Here is a 17,088-nt window from a genome sequence, read left to right on the forward strand (position 1 = left end):
CTCTGCATGACATCCGTTTTTCTGCGACAGGTTGTTCTGCTCGCTCTCAGTTGTCTGCTGTCCGGTTGCGGTCTGACGCAGGCCATCTCCGATGGTGCGGCCAGTATGACCAAATCTATCTTCTACAAAAAGATTAAGGTGTTGCATCTCGATTTTGAACCGCGCTCGGGAGTCAATGCCGATGAGGCGCAGACGCCGCTGGCGACGATGGTTCGTGTCTACCAGCTAAGGGAACGTCAGAAGGAGGATGCCGCCGACTACCAGATGCTGTTGCGTGAAGCCGGTACGGTGCTGAAGGAGGATATTGTGGCGAGCAAATCCCTGCTGGTGATGCCCAAAGGCAGCGTGATGCTCAATATGCAGATGGATGAAGAGGCGCAATATGTCGCGGTTATCGGGTTATTCAACCGCCCGGATTTGAAAAACAACACCTGGCGGCTGGTGCTGAGCCGCGATGACCTCGACCCGGACAAACCTCGTACCATTGAACTGGGTTGCGGATTCCTGACGCTGGTTCCCGTTAAGGAGTGACAACCATGGCGAAGGATAACTGGCGGGCACTGTTCTACGGGCAAACCCGTTACATGCTTGAGATAAACGACAGCCGGGTAAAACCGGACGTGCTGAATTTTTACGGACGCGAAGCACTGAGTGCGCCATCGAAATGGCGCATTGAGTTCACCACGTCACAAAACGATGTGGCGGCAGACGATGTACTGCTGAAATACGCCACGCTGCGCATGCTCAACGGACGTAAAGTCCACGGCGTGATTACGGCGTTTGAATGGCTGGGTTCGACCGTTGACCGGACGCACTACAGCGTGACGCTTTCATCCCGCCTTGCGCTGCTCTCTCATACCCGTCGCTGTGCGATATACCAGAACCTTTCTGTACCGGAGCTGGTGGAACAGGTACTGCGTAACCATGGACTGGAAGGTGCGGATGTTGAGTTTCGTCTGGAGAAGCGTTACCCACCGCGTGATCTCATCACTCAGTGGCGCGAAAGTGACCTGCAATTTATCCGGCGAATGCTTTCAGAGGTCGGTATCTGGTTCCGAACCGGGGGGAATGATGTCACCGGGCTGGACACGGTGACCTTTGCCGACGGCCAGCAGTTCTACCAGTCTGGTGAGCATTTACCGTACCAAGAGCCGTCTGCGTTGTATGACGGTGCAGCCGAATCGGTATGGGGGCTGCGCACCTGGCATAACACGGTAACCGGGATGGTGCGTACGCGGGACTACAACTATCGCAAGGCAGGCACGCCGATGGATGCTGTTGTCACCGTCAGTAACAATGCCACCACCATCGGAGAACACTACCGCTACGCCGAGCCCTTTCTTGAGGTGGGCGAAGACAGCACCGTCGAACCGGAAACTGAAAGCGGAGCGTTTTATGCCCGACTTCACCACGAACGCGAACTGAATAAATCAGTCAGACTGCACCTGTTCAGTAACGCCGCCGGGTTGATGCCGGGCATGGTGCTGGAAGCAGACGGCAGCAACCGTAACGACCTGAAAGACGGCATGCTGATCACATTTACCACCTATCGCGCCGCCCGCGACACGCGGTTGCATGTGTCGGTATGGGGAATGCCGTACAGCGAACAGTTCTGCTTCCGGCCACAGGAGGAACCCCGGCCACACATCCACGGCACGTTGCCGGCGCACATTGAAAGCCGGGAGAAGGGCGATATCTATGCCTGGCTGGACAATCAGGGCCGTTACCGGGTGAAGATGGACTTCACCAGAGAAGATGCAGAGCCCGGCTATAACTACCTGTGGATACGCCAGGCGAAGCCCTGTTCCGGCGATACTTACGGCTGGCACACGCCGCTGACTGACGGCACGGAAGTCGGTATTGCATATGATGGCGGTGATATTGACCGCCCGTATATTGCCCACGCATTTCACGATTCAGAGCACCAGGAGATCGTCACCCGCGATAACCGCAGCCAGAACATCCTGCGCACGGCGGCAGGCAACGAGCTACGAATGGAGGATCTGCGTGGGCAGGAGCATATTGCACTCGCCACGCCATTCGGCGGCACACAGCTCAACCAGGGTCATATCGTTGATGAGCAGAACAAACGGCGGGGCTCCGGTTATGAACTCAGAACGGATGAATATGGCGTCATTCGCGTGGCGAAAGGGCTGTTTATCACCGCTGACGGACAGCAGAAGGCTGTGGGAGAAGTGCTGAGCATGGAAACGGCGCTGAAAGAAATCGACGTCTGTCAGCAGCAGCTGAAAGCCCTGGCCGTTGCCGCAGAACAGGCGCAGGCACTTGAAGCGGATATTGCCAGCCAGAAAGCGATGTTCGACCGACGCCTGAAACCACTGAACGGGATGATCCATTTCCATGGCCCGCAGGGCGTGGCCTTCACCAGCGGCGAACATATGCAACTGGCTGCCGGTCAGAATGTGGCAGTGAATGCGGGTGGAGATTTCAGCAGCGGTGCGATAGGTAACACGGCAATTCTGGCCGGAGAAGGTATCGGTCTGTTCGCACGAACGGGTTCACTGACGCTGAACGCCAGCGAAGGTCCGGTGCACATCCAGGCACAGAACGGCGCAATGCACTTATCCGCAGAACAAAAACTGAGCCTGATATCAGCGAGCGACATGTTGTTCGCAGGCAAGAAGAAGGTGACGCTGATCGGCGGCGGCAGTTATCTCATCATTGATGAAGGGAAGATAGAGTACGGTACAGATACGACATATACGCGGAAGATAAAGCGGACGCATCTGACAGCACCAGCATTATTGAGCGGAATGATGCCTTCGTTTAGCCAAAGTGGCATATGTTTGAGTTGCCTTCTTGAAGCTGCAGAAAATGGTACACCGATACTAATTAAGGGAGAATAATAATGAAGCATTCAATAATAGACCGTCTGAAAGAAATACAACGTGAAAGCGATAAAAGAAAAATATATGCTCTTGTTGATGGTGCTCAGTATGATCGTTTCTGCACAATAGAATTGGTTAAACGTAATGGTGTAATGCCATTATTTGATAGTTGGGATGATAGATATCTCGCATTTGCAGGACCTTGGCTATTGGCTTTGGAAAGTATTGATAATGATCTTTTTTCTATATTAACTAATTTAGAGTTGAAATATTATTCTGTTTCTTGGATTTTAAGCTCGTCATCTTTTAAAGATCTTTTCATTCATTTGAAAAATAATCTAGAGGTAATTATGCCAAATAATCAGGTGGCAATGTTGAGGTATTATGATCCTCGGGTTCTTATCTTTTTACCAGAGGTTTTAACAGCCAAGCAATTAGAAATCTTTTTAATCTCAATTATAAGCTGGGGCTGTAAATATAACGGTGAGGATTATTATATAAATTGATTTTTTCATTGGTTTCGCAATAAAGGATTGTTTATGGGAGTGAAAGAGAGGATTCAACGCCCCTCAGAAGTAGCACGGTGCGAGGACCCAGCCATCAGTGCGACTTTACCTTGTGCATCTTGCTGGAGTAAAGACTATGCCAAAGAAATTAAGGTGAATCCTGTAAAAAGGTATTCAGATCAGTTAAATGCTGAAGGTGAATCGTATGAGTATAATTTTGGTACGAGACAATATAAATTAATAATTTACTGTAAAACTTTAAAGAAAGTTAGTGTGGAGATACGATTGAAGATCGAGCCAGATAAAGGTGTAGACGAAACAATTATTGAAAAATCAAAAAAAACTTTAATGAAAGGTATTAAAGAAAATTGGGATAATAAGCTTTCTTTAAAAACCACAGACCCTAAATGTGGAGTCAAAATATTTCCAATAGAATTCAAAGTGGTGTTTGTAGCGTCAAACGAACATTATGTTTTTAGAATTCATAAACAATATAATCGTGAGGGGGTTACTGGAAAGTTTCTTGACGTGTCTAAAGATACAGGGGCTTGGGTTTATGCTCATGAGTTTGGACATTGTTTTGGGTTACCAGATGAGTATGGTTATAAAGCAGGTGTACAGCATAAAGACCAGGTTGTTTACTACAAGCCTGATGGCAAGCTAGATGCGCCATTTTCGGTTCCCTATAATGGCGGCAATCCTGCAGAACCGTCGTCGACAATTATGGCTGCATACGGGAATACTACTATATTGAAAAGGCATGGCTGGCTCATTGCCATTGAAGCAAGAGATTTACTTAATGAGCCAGGTTTAGGAAGAAAAATTGAATGCGATATAGTATAATACTGGGGTTCTTTATTACTATTCTTTCACCAACTTTACACTCAAAAGAGCCTAAAATGATTGAGAATGATTACTTCACTATCACTGCAAATTGTGAAAGACGTGAGGAGTGTATTTACAATAATGAACGAGAGATCCCTGTTGTTGTCACTATCAAAAATATTAGCTCTAAAGGGTTTTATATCCCCCTGAAGTTCATTGAAAAAACCGGTCCTGGTGTTGAACTGGTTGATCATCGAACAAAAAAAAGCATGCCCTTGAGACCTAATATTGCTAATTGGGATTTAAAGAAAGAAATGACATATATTCCAGTTAATGGAAGTGTTTCATTTAAATGGGCTATTTTAGATGCGGAAATATCTTCCTTTATTGTTGATGGCTCTGTTGATGTTGTTGCGGTTTTTTCCGTTCTAACCAATGTGTATGATTCGGAAAGGACAGATGTGGGTGAATTCATCTCATCAACAAGATTAATTATTACTGGTAAAGATTTGGATGAAGATAAGCACTGAGCAGTTAGACTTACTAGATTTTTATTCTAAAAACGCTTTCGTTAATGAATTATCTGAACATTGTAAAGAGGTATTTCCATTTATATTTAATGAATTAGGTTCGAAAAATTTTAAAGTTGGTCTTGCAAACTTAATTAATAAAGCTAAGGCATCAAATATAATGCAACGTGGCCCTCTGCAATTATATATTGATATGGCTATAGTACTTGGCTCCGGGTTTAATACTGATCCAATGTATTCTTGCTTTGGTTTTGTAAATGAACAACATTCATCTGGCACGGAATTAGAAAGATCTATGCTGATATATGATAAATTTAATGAGTATTTAACAGATGTATTGGGGGGAGGTAATATACATATCTTAGATTTTAAAAATAAGCTTGCTAGTGAAAGATTCGATGGTTTTAGTAGCATTGATTTAAATAATCAGATATTTTACTTATTAAAAAAACTTTATCCACAAAAATGTATGTATTTAGGTTGTGATAAAAGTAATGATCTCATATGCCTTGGGCTTGAGAAATCTGATACATACTGCCTTAGTTTAAATGTTCGTGCTGCATTTGTTCTTGTGATGTTTATTGTAGGGCATGAATTTGAATCGGATTACTTTCATTTGTATGAAGGTTTTTTCTCTTTAGAAAAAGACTGTGACGATCAGTTTTTAATTTACAAAGCAAAAGGATTTTTAACGAAATACATAGATGCACTGATTACTTGATCAAAACATAGTCATGTTGAGCTGCCTAATAAGTTTGCTATTCGATATCGTTCAACCAGGTCGCTGGGTTGCTGTCTGGCTACGATTCTCTATGGATACGCCAGGCGAAGCCCTATTCCGGCGATACTTACGGCTGGCGTACGCTGCTGACTGATGACACGGAAGTCGGTATTGCATATGACAGCGGTGATATTGGCCGCCCGTATATCGCACATTATCCACGGAAAAAAACTGAGCCTGATATCAGCGAGAGACATTTTGTTCGCGGACAAGAAGAAGGTGACGCTGAACTGCGGCGGCAGCTATCTCATAATAGAATATAAATAATGGGATTTTTTAAAACCTTCAGCAAAGTTGATAACGCTGTAAATCGCGGCTATGCCCGTTGGGGAAAATGGATTTGGGCAGTGCTGATTGCACCTTTTATTATTTACGGCGCATATATTGTCCAGGCGTCAATCTGGGGACCACCAGCCGGGCCGGTCACGTTAATAATCCACAGTGAAATTGACCGGCCAATTCTGGGATTTAGCGTGAACGGGATCGCGGGGCCAAATGCGTTTGCTCACGGAGGTGGTAAGACAACATGCTGCGGTAGTATCAGCGGGAAGACGGCGGAAATTATCTGGACGTTGGATATCACCCATGAACAATATCTCAAAGGAATGCGTGTTGAAAAGCGTCGTGTCGTGATGCCATTACCGGAAAGAAAGCGGGGAGAAAATGACCTGCATGTTCACTTTTTACCCGGAGATAAAGTTCTGCTGGGCTGGAGTGATAATGCCTGGTCGCCTTATGAAAACGGCCTGATATTCCCGGAAAAGCTGTAAAGCAGGAGCACAACTGATGGATATCGAAAGCATTATTGCTGCTGCGAAACGGGCACAGCAGGCGGAGGATGCCGGGCTGGAAAATTGTTCACGTACCTGGCATGTTGGTTTCTTCTTTGATGGTATACATCGCAATATTGATCAGGATGTCCCTGAGCAACGCCTTAGTAATGTGGCGCGCTTATTTAGAGCATTTCCTGAAAAGAAACAAGATACTTCACTAAATACACATAATAAATTTTATATATCGGGTCTCGGGACACCTTTTAATGAGGAACTGGTCGAGAGGATTCACACTATTATGGATGGAGCTTAAAACTCCGTGCTGGATGATCTCAAGGATCAGCCGAAAGACATGGCGAAAGATGCGGGCAAAGAGTTAATTAGAGGGGGAAATTGGTGGGAGGTACTGAAAGACTCCGGGAAAAAACTTATTTATCCCGCTGAGTGGAAAAAACTGACAACTGATATTGCTAAAAACGCAACCAAAAAAACATTTATCGAGGCGACGCTTTGGTTACGTGATAATCCCACCATTGCTGATATGTTGGTAACGGGTGTTGATACCAGAATAAACTCTGCAAAGGCTCGCTTTGAGCGTTTCTTTGAACTGGCAAAAGCAAACAGCCCGGTACCAGTAAAACTTATCTCCATTTCATTGTTCGGTTTTGATCTCGGCGCAACACTTGCGCGTAAATTTATCGATACGCTGTTAGCTGATATCTGTCAGAAACAGGGGGAGAAATACTTCTATAAAAGTATTCCAGTAGAGATTATCTTTACCGGATTGTTTGATTGCGCCCGACATACGCCTGCCAGTAACAATAACGGTGTCGGCTGGTTTGTATCAGCGTTTGGCGGGCCTGTAAAAGGTATCAGCGTTTTACTGGGTGATAAATCTATTGACCAGGAGTCCGCATTACCCGTTACAGTTAAAAATGCGCTGCATCTGGTTGCCGCTCATGAAAATCGTCCCTGGCGTAGCCTTTATTGCCTGGGAGGGAGTAATGATAAACATCAGGAAGAGCTGCAGCCCGGCTGTTCCGAGGATGTAGGTGGTGGTCTGAAACCAAATGAACAAAAACCGAGCGCGGAACTCTGTCGGGTTGCATTACACCGGATGTATCGTGCTGCAACCATGGCCGGGGTTCCTTTTCCTGATTTTCAAACTTTGCGTGTCCAGTCCGAAACTGTTGCTAGCTATTTCATCTTGCATGATCAGGTTAAAAATAAATCAGTTGCAGAGTGGACCCAAATTTATCAGCAAGCCATACCTTTTAAATCCGTCAATGTTGATGCGCAAAACCGCCATCTGGATAGTTATATCGAGTGGCTGGGGCTGCAATATTATCAATACCGTAGCGAATGTATTAAATATGAAAAAGAGCGAGGGGATACTTTGGCTTTAGCTGGTGCATCTGCCGGATTACTGGGTATTTCACAGCAGGCCAACGTTATGGCTGGTCGCTATCAGAATGAACTCGATGTGCTGCATAAAAACTGCGGATGGCTGGAAGATATCCATGATGCTGCAGTAAAAATGAAAAATAGCATGGAAGGTAATCCTGATGATAAACGCCTCCTGATCGCGCCTGATGTCTATGGGCCAGCATTAAGGCGAGCGAGGCGGTTTCTCGATTATGCGCATGCCGCTTTTCATAATCAGCCACAACCCTTTCCTGCAGATACAGCTCCGTCTGAAATGTATGCCTGGTTTGTTCACGATATTCAAACAGTGGAGAAAAATGCAATTATCTCTCAGGACTTTCTTGTTATTCGTTCGATGGAACGGCCTGAAGTGTAGTCTTTTTTATCAGAAGCCACAGCGGCTCCCGGCCATGCTAATGCCGTGAAAATCCGGGCATATAACGGTGCCATGTACGTATCCGCAGAACAAAAGATTTGTCTGAAATTAGCGAGCGATATGCTGTTTGCAGACAAGAAGGTGACGCTGGTCAGCGGCAAAGCTACCGGAAAATCGAATGCATAAAATTAGAGTACGGGTACGGATATGTTCTATCAATCAGGATCCTCCTCATCAAGCGGTTGCAAATGTAAATGCACCAGCAATTGATACTGGCCTGCAATCCAGGCCAACTTGGTTCATTGGCGGGATTATCTTTGGAGAAAAATAACGTCTATGCTACTTAGCTCGATTTACGATAAAACCGGAGGACCTGTCAGTCGTTGAGCAAGTGATTGGATTATTTTTTCATGAAAAGTTAACGAAAGAGAAAAAATATTTGCAGATCATAATAAAGAACTCATTTGCTATAAATTCAAAGAGGTTGAACGGACCATTATAAGGTTGATCATAAATGATAATGATTTTATTAATCTGCCTTTCTGAAAAAGGTTTAGAACCACCAAGGGTAGAAATGTATTTGCAGAAAGGGGCTTGGTTCTTATGGTAGTTTACAAGGAGAAATGAAATGTTTACTGGAGACCTTTCTAGAGTAGTTTAACGAGGTAAAAATAAATCAATATCTTGAACGAAATGATTTTTCTGAAAATACAATCCCACTCCTTAAATATCATCGTTAGTTAATAATAAATATGGAAAGAAATTCACCTTCGTTATATGAGACGCTTTACGGCGACTTCACCGGTGGCCTTGAGCTCCATCAGGTTAATGAACAAAACCAGGTGATTTTGTCTGTGCTCGACAACATGCAGCGTATCCTCAATTGCCGAGCCGGAACGCTGAAGCATTTGCCGGATTATGGATTACCGGATATGACCAAAATTCTTCAGGGTATGCCGGGTACCGCCCATCAGCTGCTGCAGACGTTTTCTGAAGTGCTCCTCAAATACGAGCCGCGCCTGAAAAAAATAACCGTTGTTCTTCTCGAACAGAAAATCCCTGGTGAACTGCGCTATGCCATTGATGCTGAACTCAACGGTATTGGCCTGGTACGCTATGGCACAGCCTTTATGCCTGAAGGCCGCGTTTTGCTTCGGCATCTTAAACATCAACAGTATCTTGATGAGACAGATAAATTATAAGTATTTAGTGTTGTGGATATTTTCAAACAGAACATATGTGCCGAAACTGCATCATGATCTTTCATTCAATAAAATCACAGTAATATGCAAGGAAAAAATATTATTAGCGTCATGAATATCTTAATGGTGCGCCTAAGATAATGCTTAACGTTAATATTTTCTTATAAAATAGACTCATCGTTTCCAGTTCGCAGGCGCATGTTACTTTGTTAATTAAACTGGCTGACACTGTTTATAAAGGTGTTATTGCACCTTGGGATATATATTGCTGATCTGGCAGCACAATAGTATCTGCAATATCTCGAATAAGCAGAAAATGAAGCCGTATAAAGAATAATCTTCCACCGTTGTAGACACGTCAGATGGATATGTGGTCATGAATGACATCTCCCCCCGTAAAATCAAAACCGGTAGCGACCCGCGTACTCTGCCGGATTATGCCACCCTGCGCGATGAGCTGAGCAAACTGACCCATCCGGCACGCCCTGACGTGAACTGGCGGTATATAGAAAAGCTCTGTCTCTCACTGTTTGAGCAAAATGGCGTGGAGTTGCAGACTGCGGCCTGGTATACGCTTGCCCGGACTCAACTGGCCGGCTTATTTGGTCTGAATGAAGGGCTGGCAATACTGGAGGCCCTGATAAGCCACCAGTGGGGAGGGCTCTGGCCGCAGCCTGTTCACGCCCGCATGGAAATTCTCAGCAATCTGAGTCAGCGCCTGCAGCAACGGATGCGCGCGCTGCCGCTAAACTATAGCGATCTCAACCAGCTATATCGGGCGGAGCAACTGCTTACGAGTCTCGGCGCGGTGCTACAGCGCCTGGAGCTTAAACATCTTAGTCAGTTCGACATATTGCGTACGCTAATACACAACAGTGCTATTAAGCTGGAAAACAGTGATGGTATCTCCGGCTCTGGTACAGCCCTTCCGACTGGTATCGTGTTGCCTGCGACAGTCGTGAGTGGCGCGGGAATAATAAGTGATGCTCTGCCTGGTATTCCTGTTACAGAAAAGAATGAACCGGCCAACACGGCAAATTGGGTGTATGTTGCACAGCCCGAACATCAGCCAAACGTGGATGTGCTGGCGGCGATATCGGTACAGGAAAAAAAGTGGCAATCCTTTGCTGCAGGAATGTGCACCATGCTGGTAATAAGTGCGGCAACGGTGTGGGGCTGGCATATTTTACACCGACCTGATCCGTTGCAGGCCCAGCTTAGTGCATCGCTGGCACCGTTACCCGCAATACTCAACCCTGGGCAACTGGATTCATTGCGCCAGCAAGCGCCCATACCGCAAGCCTTGTTCACAGAAACGCAGCAGCAGCTCGCGCGTTTAAGCCAGTTGCCGCCGGACTGGAATATTGACTATAGCCGTCAACTGGTTAAACAGGCGCAGTCGCTCTGGCCTGAACAGGCGAAACCGCTGACACAGCAATGGCTTCGGCAGTTAAACGCCGCCAGCATACCGACAGAAAATCTGAATGGCTGGCATCAAGGGATGACGAAGCTACAACAACTGAGTAACCAACTGAGTGGGCTGGATGAGCATAAGGGTAAATACATGACGGTCAGCGAACTCAAATCATCCGTCTTCGGCATGATGACCAGCTTTCAGCAAACTGAACCGACGGAGGAACAGCTTCGTCAGATTAACTTATTGCCAGTCGATTCTCCTCTGCGTCAGCAACTTATCCGGCAACTGGAACAGCATCTCCGCTCTCAGATTTATACGCTGGGGCAGATAAAAAACAGCACATCTGTAACGGCGTTGCTGCCCGAATGATCGGCTAATCACAGCACCACCTGAACGATTAAGGAAACGACTTTTGGTGACAAGGATGATGGCTGATTCTCCATGCAGGAGAGTGCGCCACCTTTTTATTAGTGTGGTCACGCACAGGACGTGGTGCAGCAACAGCGGCCTTTTCCCGGGGTTGATGAGTTGGATCTGATGGGGGACTGCACTGATTTTCGGGCAGGGGGGCAAGATGCCATCGACTCATTTATCCAACGCGCTTTGCAGTATCCGTTCCGGATGAGGCGTGAGGTCTGTAGCGAATAATCGAACCAAGGACACGGGGATTTTCAAAACTCGTGACAGTTCTGTATTAAGGTATGGCTCGTTTTACCTGGATATTAACAATCGATCACGGCTGACTCTGGTAATAAAGCCCCGGCAAGGGGGATGTGTTTAGTAATAATATACATATGGCTTCGTTCGGTGAGGGAAGAGTATCCCGTCGGGATCGGTTCCTTTCATTATCTGCCCGATAGCGACAGATTCTTTTGCCCGGCGTGGCCTGGTCATAAACATACGTGTCCAGGCTGACGGACAATGACAGGTGTTCCAGTTCGGCCAGAATCCAGAGATGCGATCGCAATGGTGCATCATCTTGCCATCGAATCCAGGATAACCAACATGGTAATGTGGTTTTGGTTTACCGTTCCGGTCACGGTCTCGTCGTGTGTTAAAAACAGACATTTTAGGTTCCTCTTCATAGATAGTTACCTCATATGCCCTCCTCATGTATTTTTTGCTCGTGCGCGTTGCTCCTGCATACCTGGTCCATACCAGTAACGTTGGTGTCCACACATCCAGCAGGAACAGCTACACGGAGTTTTATAATGACGACCCAGATGTTTTGGACAACCGTCGCCAACTGCATTGTCGTGTTGCCGTCTTTGTTTCATTCGACGCATATGGTGGCGCCTTTCTGCGCGAGTTCGTGCCATGGTTTTTCCTCATATTGAGCGCGGCCATTAACCGCGCGGCTATGAGGTATGCGGCTTCGTTTTTCAAGGTTCGTTCCCGTAGATGCTCAGCTTTTTGTGTCAAGTTTGTTACAGATATCTTGTCCCGCATAGCGGACCGGTGAAGGCATGTCAGAGACCCAGTTGCGCTCTCCGCGGGCAAGAAAATCTTGAATAGTTGCTTCAATCAGAGTCTGCTTTAAGACATCAGCCTCAACGACCATCTTCAAGCCAATTCCGGAAGCGAAACCCGGTAAGATGCGGTAGCCGCAGTAAACTGCCGGGGGAGCATCCCGGGCAATCTCCAGTGCTCGTTTATCGGTAAAATCATTGAAGGTTAAGCCGTTAAATATCGAATAGGTTTGCTCGGATCTACGAAGCAATGTGTGGCCGATGATATTATCTGGGCTGTTATCAGAGAGGACCGCATTCTGCTTACCAACTGCTTCCAGCAGAAGCATAGCTTCATTGAATGCCGCTTCTTCTACGGTATCGGCAAAAGCGACATTGGCGGTTATGATCTCTGCATTCCAGAAGACAGCCGGATCGTGTCCAAGAAAAACAATATCGCTCCAGCACCAGTTTCCGCTGGCAACGGCTGCTGCATGATCGCATTCGTCATAGAAGAGCCCACCCCAGATTTCCCGCTCACGGTTGATAAGGGTTTTGATTTTGAGAGTTTTAGCCCGGCGTTTACGGCGAGAGAGGGAGATGAATGGCGTATGTTTGCGGTTCATGGGTATCTCTGCGAATTTTCGCTGGGAGAAATCCAGCCGCACAGCGTACGTGAAACTACACAGTAGTGGAAGACTTTTGTTGCATCGTTAAATTAGTGGGGCTTTCCCTATAGCTCTGTTAGCTCTGTCATCAATTTGATTATCGGTAAATGGTAAGGTCAGTGTGGTCTTAGATATTGTTCCGCGGCCTGTCTTTATATCTTTCTTGAATATATTGAGCGTGGGGGCAATATTTTCCGGTTTCTGTATAAAAGTACCTGGATCAAATATTGTGTTAAAAATCATAAAGTAAGGCGGTCTGCTGAAAAAGAATCCGCAACGGTGAATTATCGCAGTCTGGCATCTCAACCCGCTTTGTTGAAGGTTCAGTTACATGGAAGAAAACACAAGGCAGCGTACGGAAAGTTATATATCAGCAAAAAACCAGCATCCTGCATGGGTACTTCTTGCTACTCGTCGCTCCCCATTAGTACTGAGTAGCCTGAAAGCACTGTTTGAAAAATCACATGATGGCATCCCTCTTGAGGAGGCGATTCAGTCTCTTACCGGCATTCTTGTTGAGCATGTGAGTCAGGAACAGTACGAGATTAATCAGGAAAATCCATCTCTTCAGGCCAGCCGTGAACTGCGGGAATGGATTAAACGCCGTTTAATTGTTGAACGGGATGGGCGTATCTTCGCCACTGATGCGCTTGAGGTCGCAATTACGTTTGTTGAATCACTGGATAATCGTTTCATGACCTCTACGGCTTCTCGATTGTCCACCGTACAGCGAGAAATTGAAAATCTGGAAACTCGGCTTAATCCTAATCCGGCAAACCGAGTTTCAACCTTACGTCGTCGTATTGCCGAGCTGGAACGTGAATTACAGGAAGCCGAAGCCGGGCATATTGAGGTGCTGGAAACGTATCAGGCGGTTGAACATATCCGAGAGGTCTTCAACTTAGCTTCCAGCCTGAGGGCTGACTTTCGTCGCGTTGAAGACTCCTGGCGCGAAGCCGACCGTGCGCTTCGGCAATCCATTATTGGTGAGCAATATCATCGCGGCGATATCGTAGAACGCCTGCTCAACGATCAGGACGCGCTGCTTAATACTCCCGAAGGAAGAGTCTTCGACAGTTTTCAGCAGCAACTCCGTCAATCCTCTGAACTTAAGGTGATGAATGAACGGCTACGTGTGATTCTTAGCCATCCGTCTGCTTCCGATGCGCTTAACCGTCTACAGCGTCATGATTTACGCTGGCTGGTTAAACGTCTGGTGGATGAATCGCAAACCGTACTCCAGGCTCGCGCCCGTAGCGAGCGTGATGTCCGTGGTTTCATGAAAACCGGGCTTGCTGCTGAACACCAGCGCGTTGGTCATCTGCTTAACGAGTTTCTGAATCTGGCGTTAAAACTCGACTGGCAGCGCCAGATGATTCGCAAACAAGAGGTTCCGCTTCCTGCCGTTGGTGTGGCGGTAACAGGCATCCCGGCTATTGAACGTTTACGGTTCAAAGAGGTGGATGATGAAGCGGAACAGACATTAGATCTCAGTAATCATGCGGTGGATTTAACTCAGATTGGCGATGATTTCTGGGATGCTTTCAATGGCCTCGATCGTGAGGCGTTGATTCAGCAGACGTTGCAGCTTTTGGCAAAAGAAAATCGCCCCGTAGGTCTGGCTGAACTGGCAGCGCTGTTGCCCCCGGCTCACGATCTTGAAACGTTCGCTGTCTGGATTGGCATGGCGAGAGAAGCGGGCATTGAGGTTATTGATTCACAGCGCGAATTTGCTGAGCTGAGTGATGGAGAAGGTCGCTGCTGGCGGTTTAATCTGCCCACTACCGGTCTGGAAAGTCAGGCATTAATGGATATCGATTGGGAGTAACAGGTATGGCGGGCTTTTTTGACAGACAAATTAACCGGAGCGTTGCTGCAAATGCAGGCAGTGAATCAGAACCATCGGACGAAGCGGTTGCAGATGAGTCGGTTGAGGAAAGTGCAACCAATAGCGAAATCCGAACGCTGAAAAAAATACGCGAAGCGACTCAGGAATTGCTTAAATACGGCCTGCTGGAAGAGGCCAGTAAACCCAATCTGTACCGCGTTTTACTGACTCATCTTGAAGAGGTGACTCGCATTCTGGAACCTCTCGATCTGGATATCGGCATTGATGAGATCCGCGGTCTACTGTATGTCAAAGTCAGGCTTGACGAAACGCCAGAGCAGGATGAATGGTCTCATCCTCTGGTGAGACGGCAACGGCTTAACCTGGAACAATCATTATTAGTTGCCATACTGCGCCAGCATTTTGTTGCCTGGGAGCAGGAAAGTGGAACGGGCGCCAGCCAGGCACAGATCGCTATCGACGATCTCCTCCCTCAGCTCCAGATTTACCTTGGCGATCCAGGGAGTGAATCAAAAGAACGCACCCGGTTGCTTACCTTACTGGATCAATTAAAGGGGCATGGGCTGGTCACGTCGCCGGATGCGCATGAGCGGATCGTGATTCGTCCGATTATTGCTCATTTTGCCGACCCGATGAATCTTCAGGCATTACTGGCATGGCTGCGGGAACAAATTGCTCAACAAACCTCCCCAGATGTTTCGTCAGCAAAGGAAAGTAGTGAGGAGGACGTATGAATCAAATCGCGCGTCAGGCTGGAAAGGAGTCTTTTATTTTCACTCGTATCGAGTTGTTCAACTGGGGCGGTTTTAATGGATTGCATCAGGCAGCAATCCATCAGGAAGGTACCGCTGTTATTGGTCCTACCGGGAGCGGAAAAACGACGCTGGTCGATGCCTTGATGACGCTACTCTGTGCCAATCCCCGCTACAATCTGGCCTCAACCGGCGGCCATGAAAGCGACAGGGATTTGATCTCTTACGTCCGCGGTGTATCCGGCCCCGGCGATGGCGGGGAGGGGCAATCGCATATTGCCAGACCGGGTAAAACCGTGACCGGCATCGCCGCGACGCTGGAGCGTGAAGGGCAGCAGGTACGTCTGGGGGCACTGCTGTGGTTTGATTCCACAAGCTCCAGCGTGACGGATATGAAAAGGCTTTGGCTTTTCAGCGATAACTTCGAACAGACGCTGGAACACTGGCTGAACGTTTACCATGACGGCGGCACACGATTGCTGCGGCAAATGGAAAAAGAAGTGACCGGGATCTGGACATATCCGAATAAAAAGCAGTACCTGGCGCGCCTGAGGGATTTCTTCGAAGTGGGGGAAAACGCCTTTACGCTGTTAAATCGGGCGGCAGGGTTAAAACAACTCAACAGCATTGATGAGATTTTCCGCGAGCTGGTACTGGACGATCACTCCGCCTTCGATCGCGCAACGGAAGTGGCCAATAGTTTTGATGGTCTGACAGAAATTCATCAGGAGCTGGAAACGGCGCGTAAACAGCAGCAGTCATTGCAGCCTGTTGCCCTGAGTTGGGATAAGTACCAGAAGCAAGCGCGGCAACTTGCTGACAGGAAAGTGCTGGAATCACTATTACCCATCTGGTTTGCACAACAGGCAAGCCAGCTCTGGAGGGAAAAGGTCAGCCATCTTGAAATCGAGTTTGGTAAGGCACAGATTCGCGAAGGACAGATCCTGTCGCAGCTTGAGCAGCAGAAAAAACAGGTTGCTGACTGCATACAGCGCTATTATCAAGCCGGTGGCGCCAATATTGATGATCTGAATGAGCGCATTAAGGACTGGCAAAAAACGCTCGGCAGTCGGGAGGCTCTGGCGCGCCAGTATCAACAGTTGATCCATAATCTGGGGTTGCCGCCTGACCTGAGTCAGCAACAGCTAGAGGCGAATCAGCATGAAGCCGAAGCCCGCTGTGTGCAGCTTGCCGATAATATAACGCTAAAAGAGGAAGAGGCGTATCAAAAAGGCTCGCTCAGCCTTGGCATTACCGAAAAACTTCGGGAACGACATGCTGAAAGCGCCGAGATTGCGCGTCGTCCGGATTCTAACCTTCCCGCCCATTATCAGGCGTTTCGCAGCGAGCTGGCAAAAGCGCTGAACGTTGATGAGTCTGAACTGCCTTTTGTCGCTGAACTGATACAGGTTAAACCGGAAGAAGCGCCATGGCGCGGAGCGATTGAACGCGCTGTCGGGAGTAACAGGCTGCGTATTCTGGTTGCGCCTGAATCTGCACAGGAAGCGCTGCACTGGGTAAATCAGCGCAACAATCGTCTGCATGTGCGGCTGTTGGAGGTCAAATTACCGCACTCTCCCGCCAGGTTTTTTGATGATGGTTTTACCCGCAAGCTGTTGTGGAAAGATCATCCGTGGCGAGAGGCCGTCAAAGCATTACTGGCCGAAAGCGACAGGCATTGTGTTGA

General features: G+C 47.4%; 14 protein-coding genes and 1 pseudogene. 14 read left to right on the forward strand and 1 reads right to left on the reverse strand.

What is annotated here, in order from left to right:
* The first annotated feature begins 6 nt into the window (after nucleotides 1-6).
* The 11 genes from tssJ (at nucleotide 7) to BN2591_RS19360 (ending at nucleotide 11,053) form a co-directional block, all read left to right on the forward strand.
* Entirely contained in the window at nucleotides 7-531 is a 525-nt protein-coding gene (tssJ, locus tag BN2591_RS19310; RefSeq protein WP_086873460.1) for a type VI secretion system lipoprotein TssJ, read from the forward strand.
* A 5-nt stretch (nucleotides 532-536) separates the two neighbouring features.
* On the forward strand, nucleotides 537-2,867 hold the full coding sequence (locus BN2591_RS19315) for a type VI secretion system Vgr family protein (RefSeq protein ID WP_086873461.1): 2,331 nt from the start codon (nucleotides 537-539) through the stop codon (nucleotides 2,865-2,867).
* 2 nt (nucleotides 2,868-2,869) lie between these two features.
* The gene (locus BN2591_RS19320; protein WP_086873462.1) at nucleotides 2,870-3,355 is read left to right on the forward strand and encodes a DUF4123 domain-containing protein; all 486 of its coding nucleotides are present in this window, start codon (nucleotides 2,870-2,872) and stop codon (nucleotides 3,353-3,355) included.
* 33 nt (nucleotides 3,356-3,388) lie between these two features.
* Entirely contained in the window at nucleotides 3,389-4,198 is an 810-nt protein-coding gene (locus BN2591_RS19325; protein WP_086873463.1) for an immune inhibitor A domain-containing protein, read from the forward strand.
* Nucleotides 4,199-4,254: 56 nt separating this feature from the next.
* Nucleotides 4,255-4,710 (forward strand): hypothetical protein, encoded by a 456-nt coding sequence (locus tag BN2591_RS19330; protein ID WP_086873464.1) that lies wholly within the window; start codon nucleotides 4,255-4,257, stop codon nucleotides 4,708-4,710.
* Complete coding sequence (locus BN2591_RS19335; protein ID WP_086873465.1) at nucleotides 4,694-5,431, forward strand: hypothetical protein; 738 nt, start codon at nucleotides 4,694-4,696, stop codon at nucleotides 5,429-5,431. Before BN2591_RS19330 ends, BN2591_RS19335 begins: the two co-directional genes overlap by 17 nt.
* Nucleotides 5,432-5,757: 326 nt before the next feature.
* Nucleotides 5,758-6,261 (forward strand): DUF3304 domain-containing protein, encoded by a 504-nt coding sequence (locus BN2591_RS19345; protein ID WP_086873467.1) that lies wholly within the window; start codon nucleotides 5,758-5,760, stop codon nucleotides 6,259-6,261.
* A gap of 16 nt (nucleotides 6,262-6,277) precedes the next feature.
* Nucleotides 6,278-6,577, forward strand: coding sequence for a DUF2235 domain-containing protein (locus tag BN2591_RS24925; RefSeq protein ID WP_341864804.1), 300 nt, complete (start codon nucleotides 6,278-6,280; stop codon nucleotides 6,575-6,577).
* Between the two features lie 6 nt (nucleotides 6,578-6,583).
* Entirely contained in the window at nucleotides 6,584-8,065 is a 1,482-nt protein-coding gene (locus tag BN2591_RS19350; RefSeq protein ID WP_341864805.1) for a DUF2235 domain-containing protein, read from the forward strand.
* 752 nt (nucleotides 8,066-8,817) lie between these two features.
* Nucleotides 8,818-9,267: a type VI secretion system baseplate subunit TssE gene (gene tssE / locus BN2591_RS19355; protein ID WP_086873468.1), complete on the forward strand. Its 450-nt coding sequence runs from the start codon at nucleotides 8,818-8,820 to the stop codon at nucleotides 9,265-9,267.
* A gap of 376 nt (nucleotides 9,268-9,643) precedes the next feature.
* Nucleotides 9,644-11,053 (forward strand): VasL domain-containing protein, encoded by a 1,410-nt coding sequence (locus BN2591_RS19360; protein WP_086873469.1) that lies wholly within the window; start codon nucleotides 9,644-9,646, stop codon nucleotides 11,051-11,053.
* A gap of 1,036 nt (nucleotides 11,054-12,089) precedes the next feature.
* Here BN2591_RS19360 and BN2591_RS19375 read toward each other — a convergent pair.
* On the reverse strand, nucleotides 12,090-12,758 hold the full coding sequence (locus BN2591_RS19375; RefSeq protein ID WP_086873471.1) for a hypothetical protein: 669 nt from the start codon (nucleotides 12,756-12,758) through the stop codon (nucleotides 12,090-12,092).
* A 373-nt stretch (nucleotides 12,759-13,131) separates the two neighbouring features.
* On the opposite strand from BN2591_RS19375, the gene BN2591_RS19380 reads away from it, so the two are divergent.
* From BN2591_RS19380 to BN2591_RS24930, 3 genes and pseudogenes are all read left to right on the forward strand, one after another.
* Nucleotides 13,132-14,628, forward strand: a complete 1,497-nt coding sequence (locus BN2591_RS19380; RefSeq protein ID WP_086873472.1) for a DUF3375 domain-containing protein — start codon at nucleotides 13,132-13,134, stop codon at nucleotides 14,626-14,628.
* Between the two features lie 5 nt (nucleotides 14,629-14,633).
* A complete protein-coding gene (locus tag BN2591_RS19385; RefSeq protein ID WP_208616151.1) occupies nucleotides 14,634-15,383 on the forward strand; it encodes a DUF4194 domain-containing protein in 750 nt (249 codons plus the stop codon).
* A pseudogene (locus BN2591_RS24930) lies at nucleotides 15,380-15,583 on the forward strand (ATP-binding protein); the annotation flags it as partial. The gene BN2591_RS19385 and the pseudogene BN2591_RS24930, both read left to right, overlap by 4 nt.
* Between the last annotated feature and the right edge of the window lie 1,505 nt (nucleotides 15,584-17,088).

The organism is Kosakonia pseudosacchari (assembly GCF_900184035.1).
GTDB lineage: Bacteria > Pseudomonadota > Gammaproteobacteria > Enterobacterales > Enterobacteriaceae > Kosakonia > Kosakonia pseudosacchari.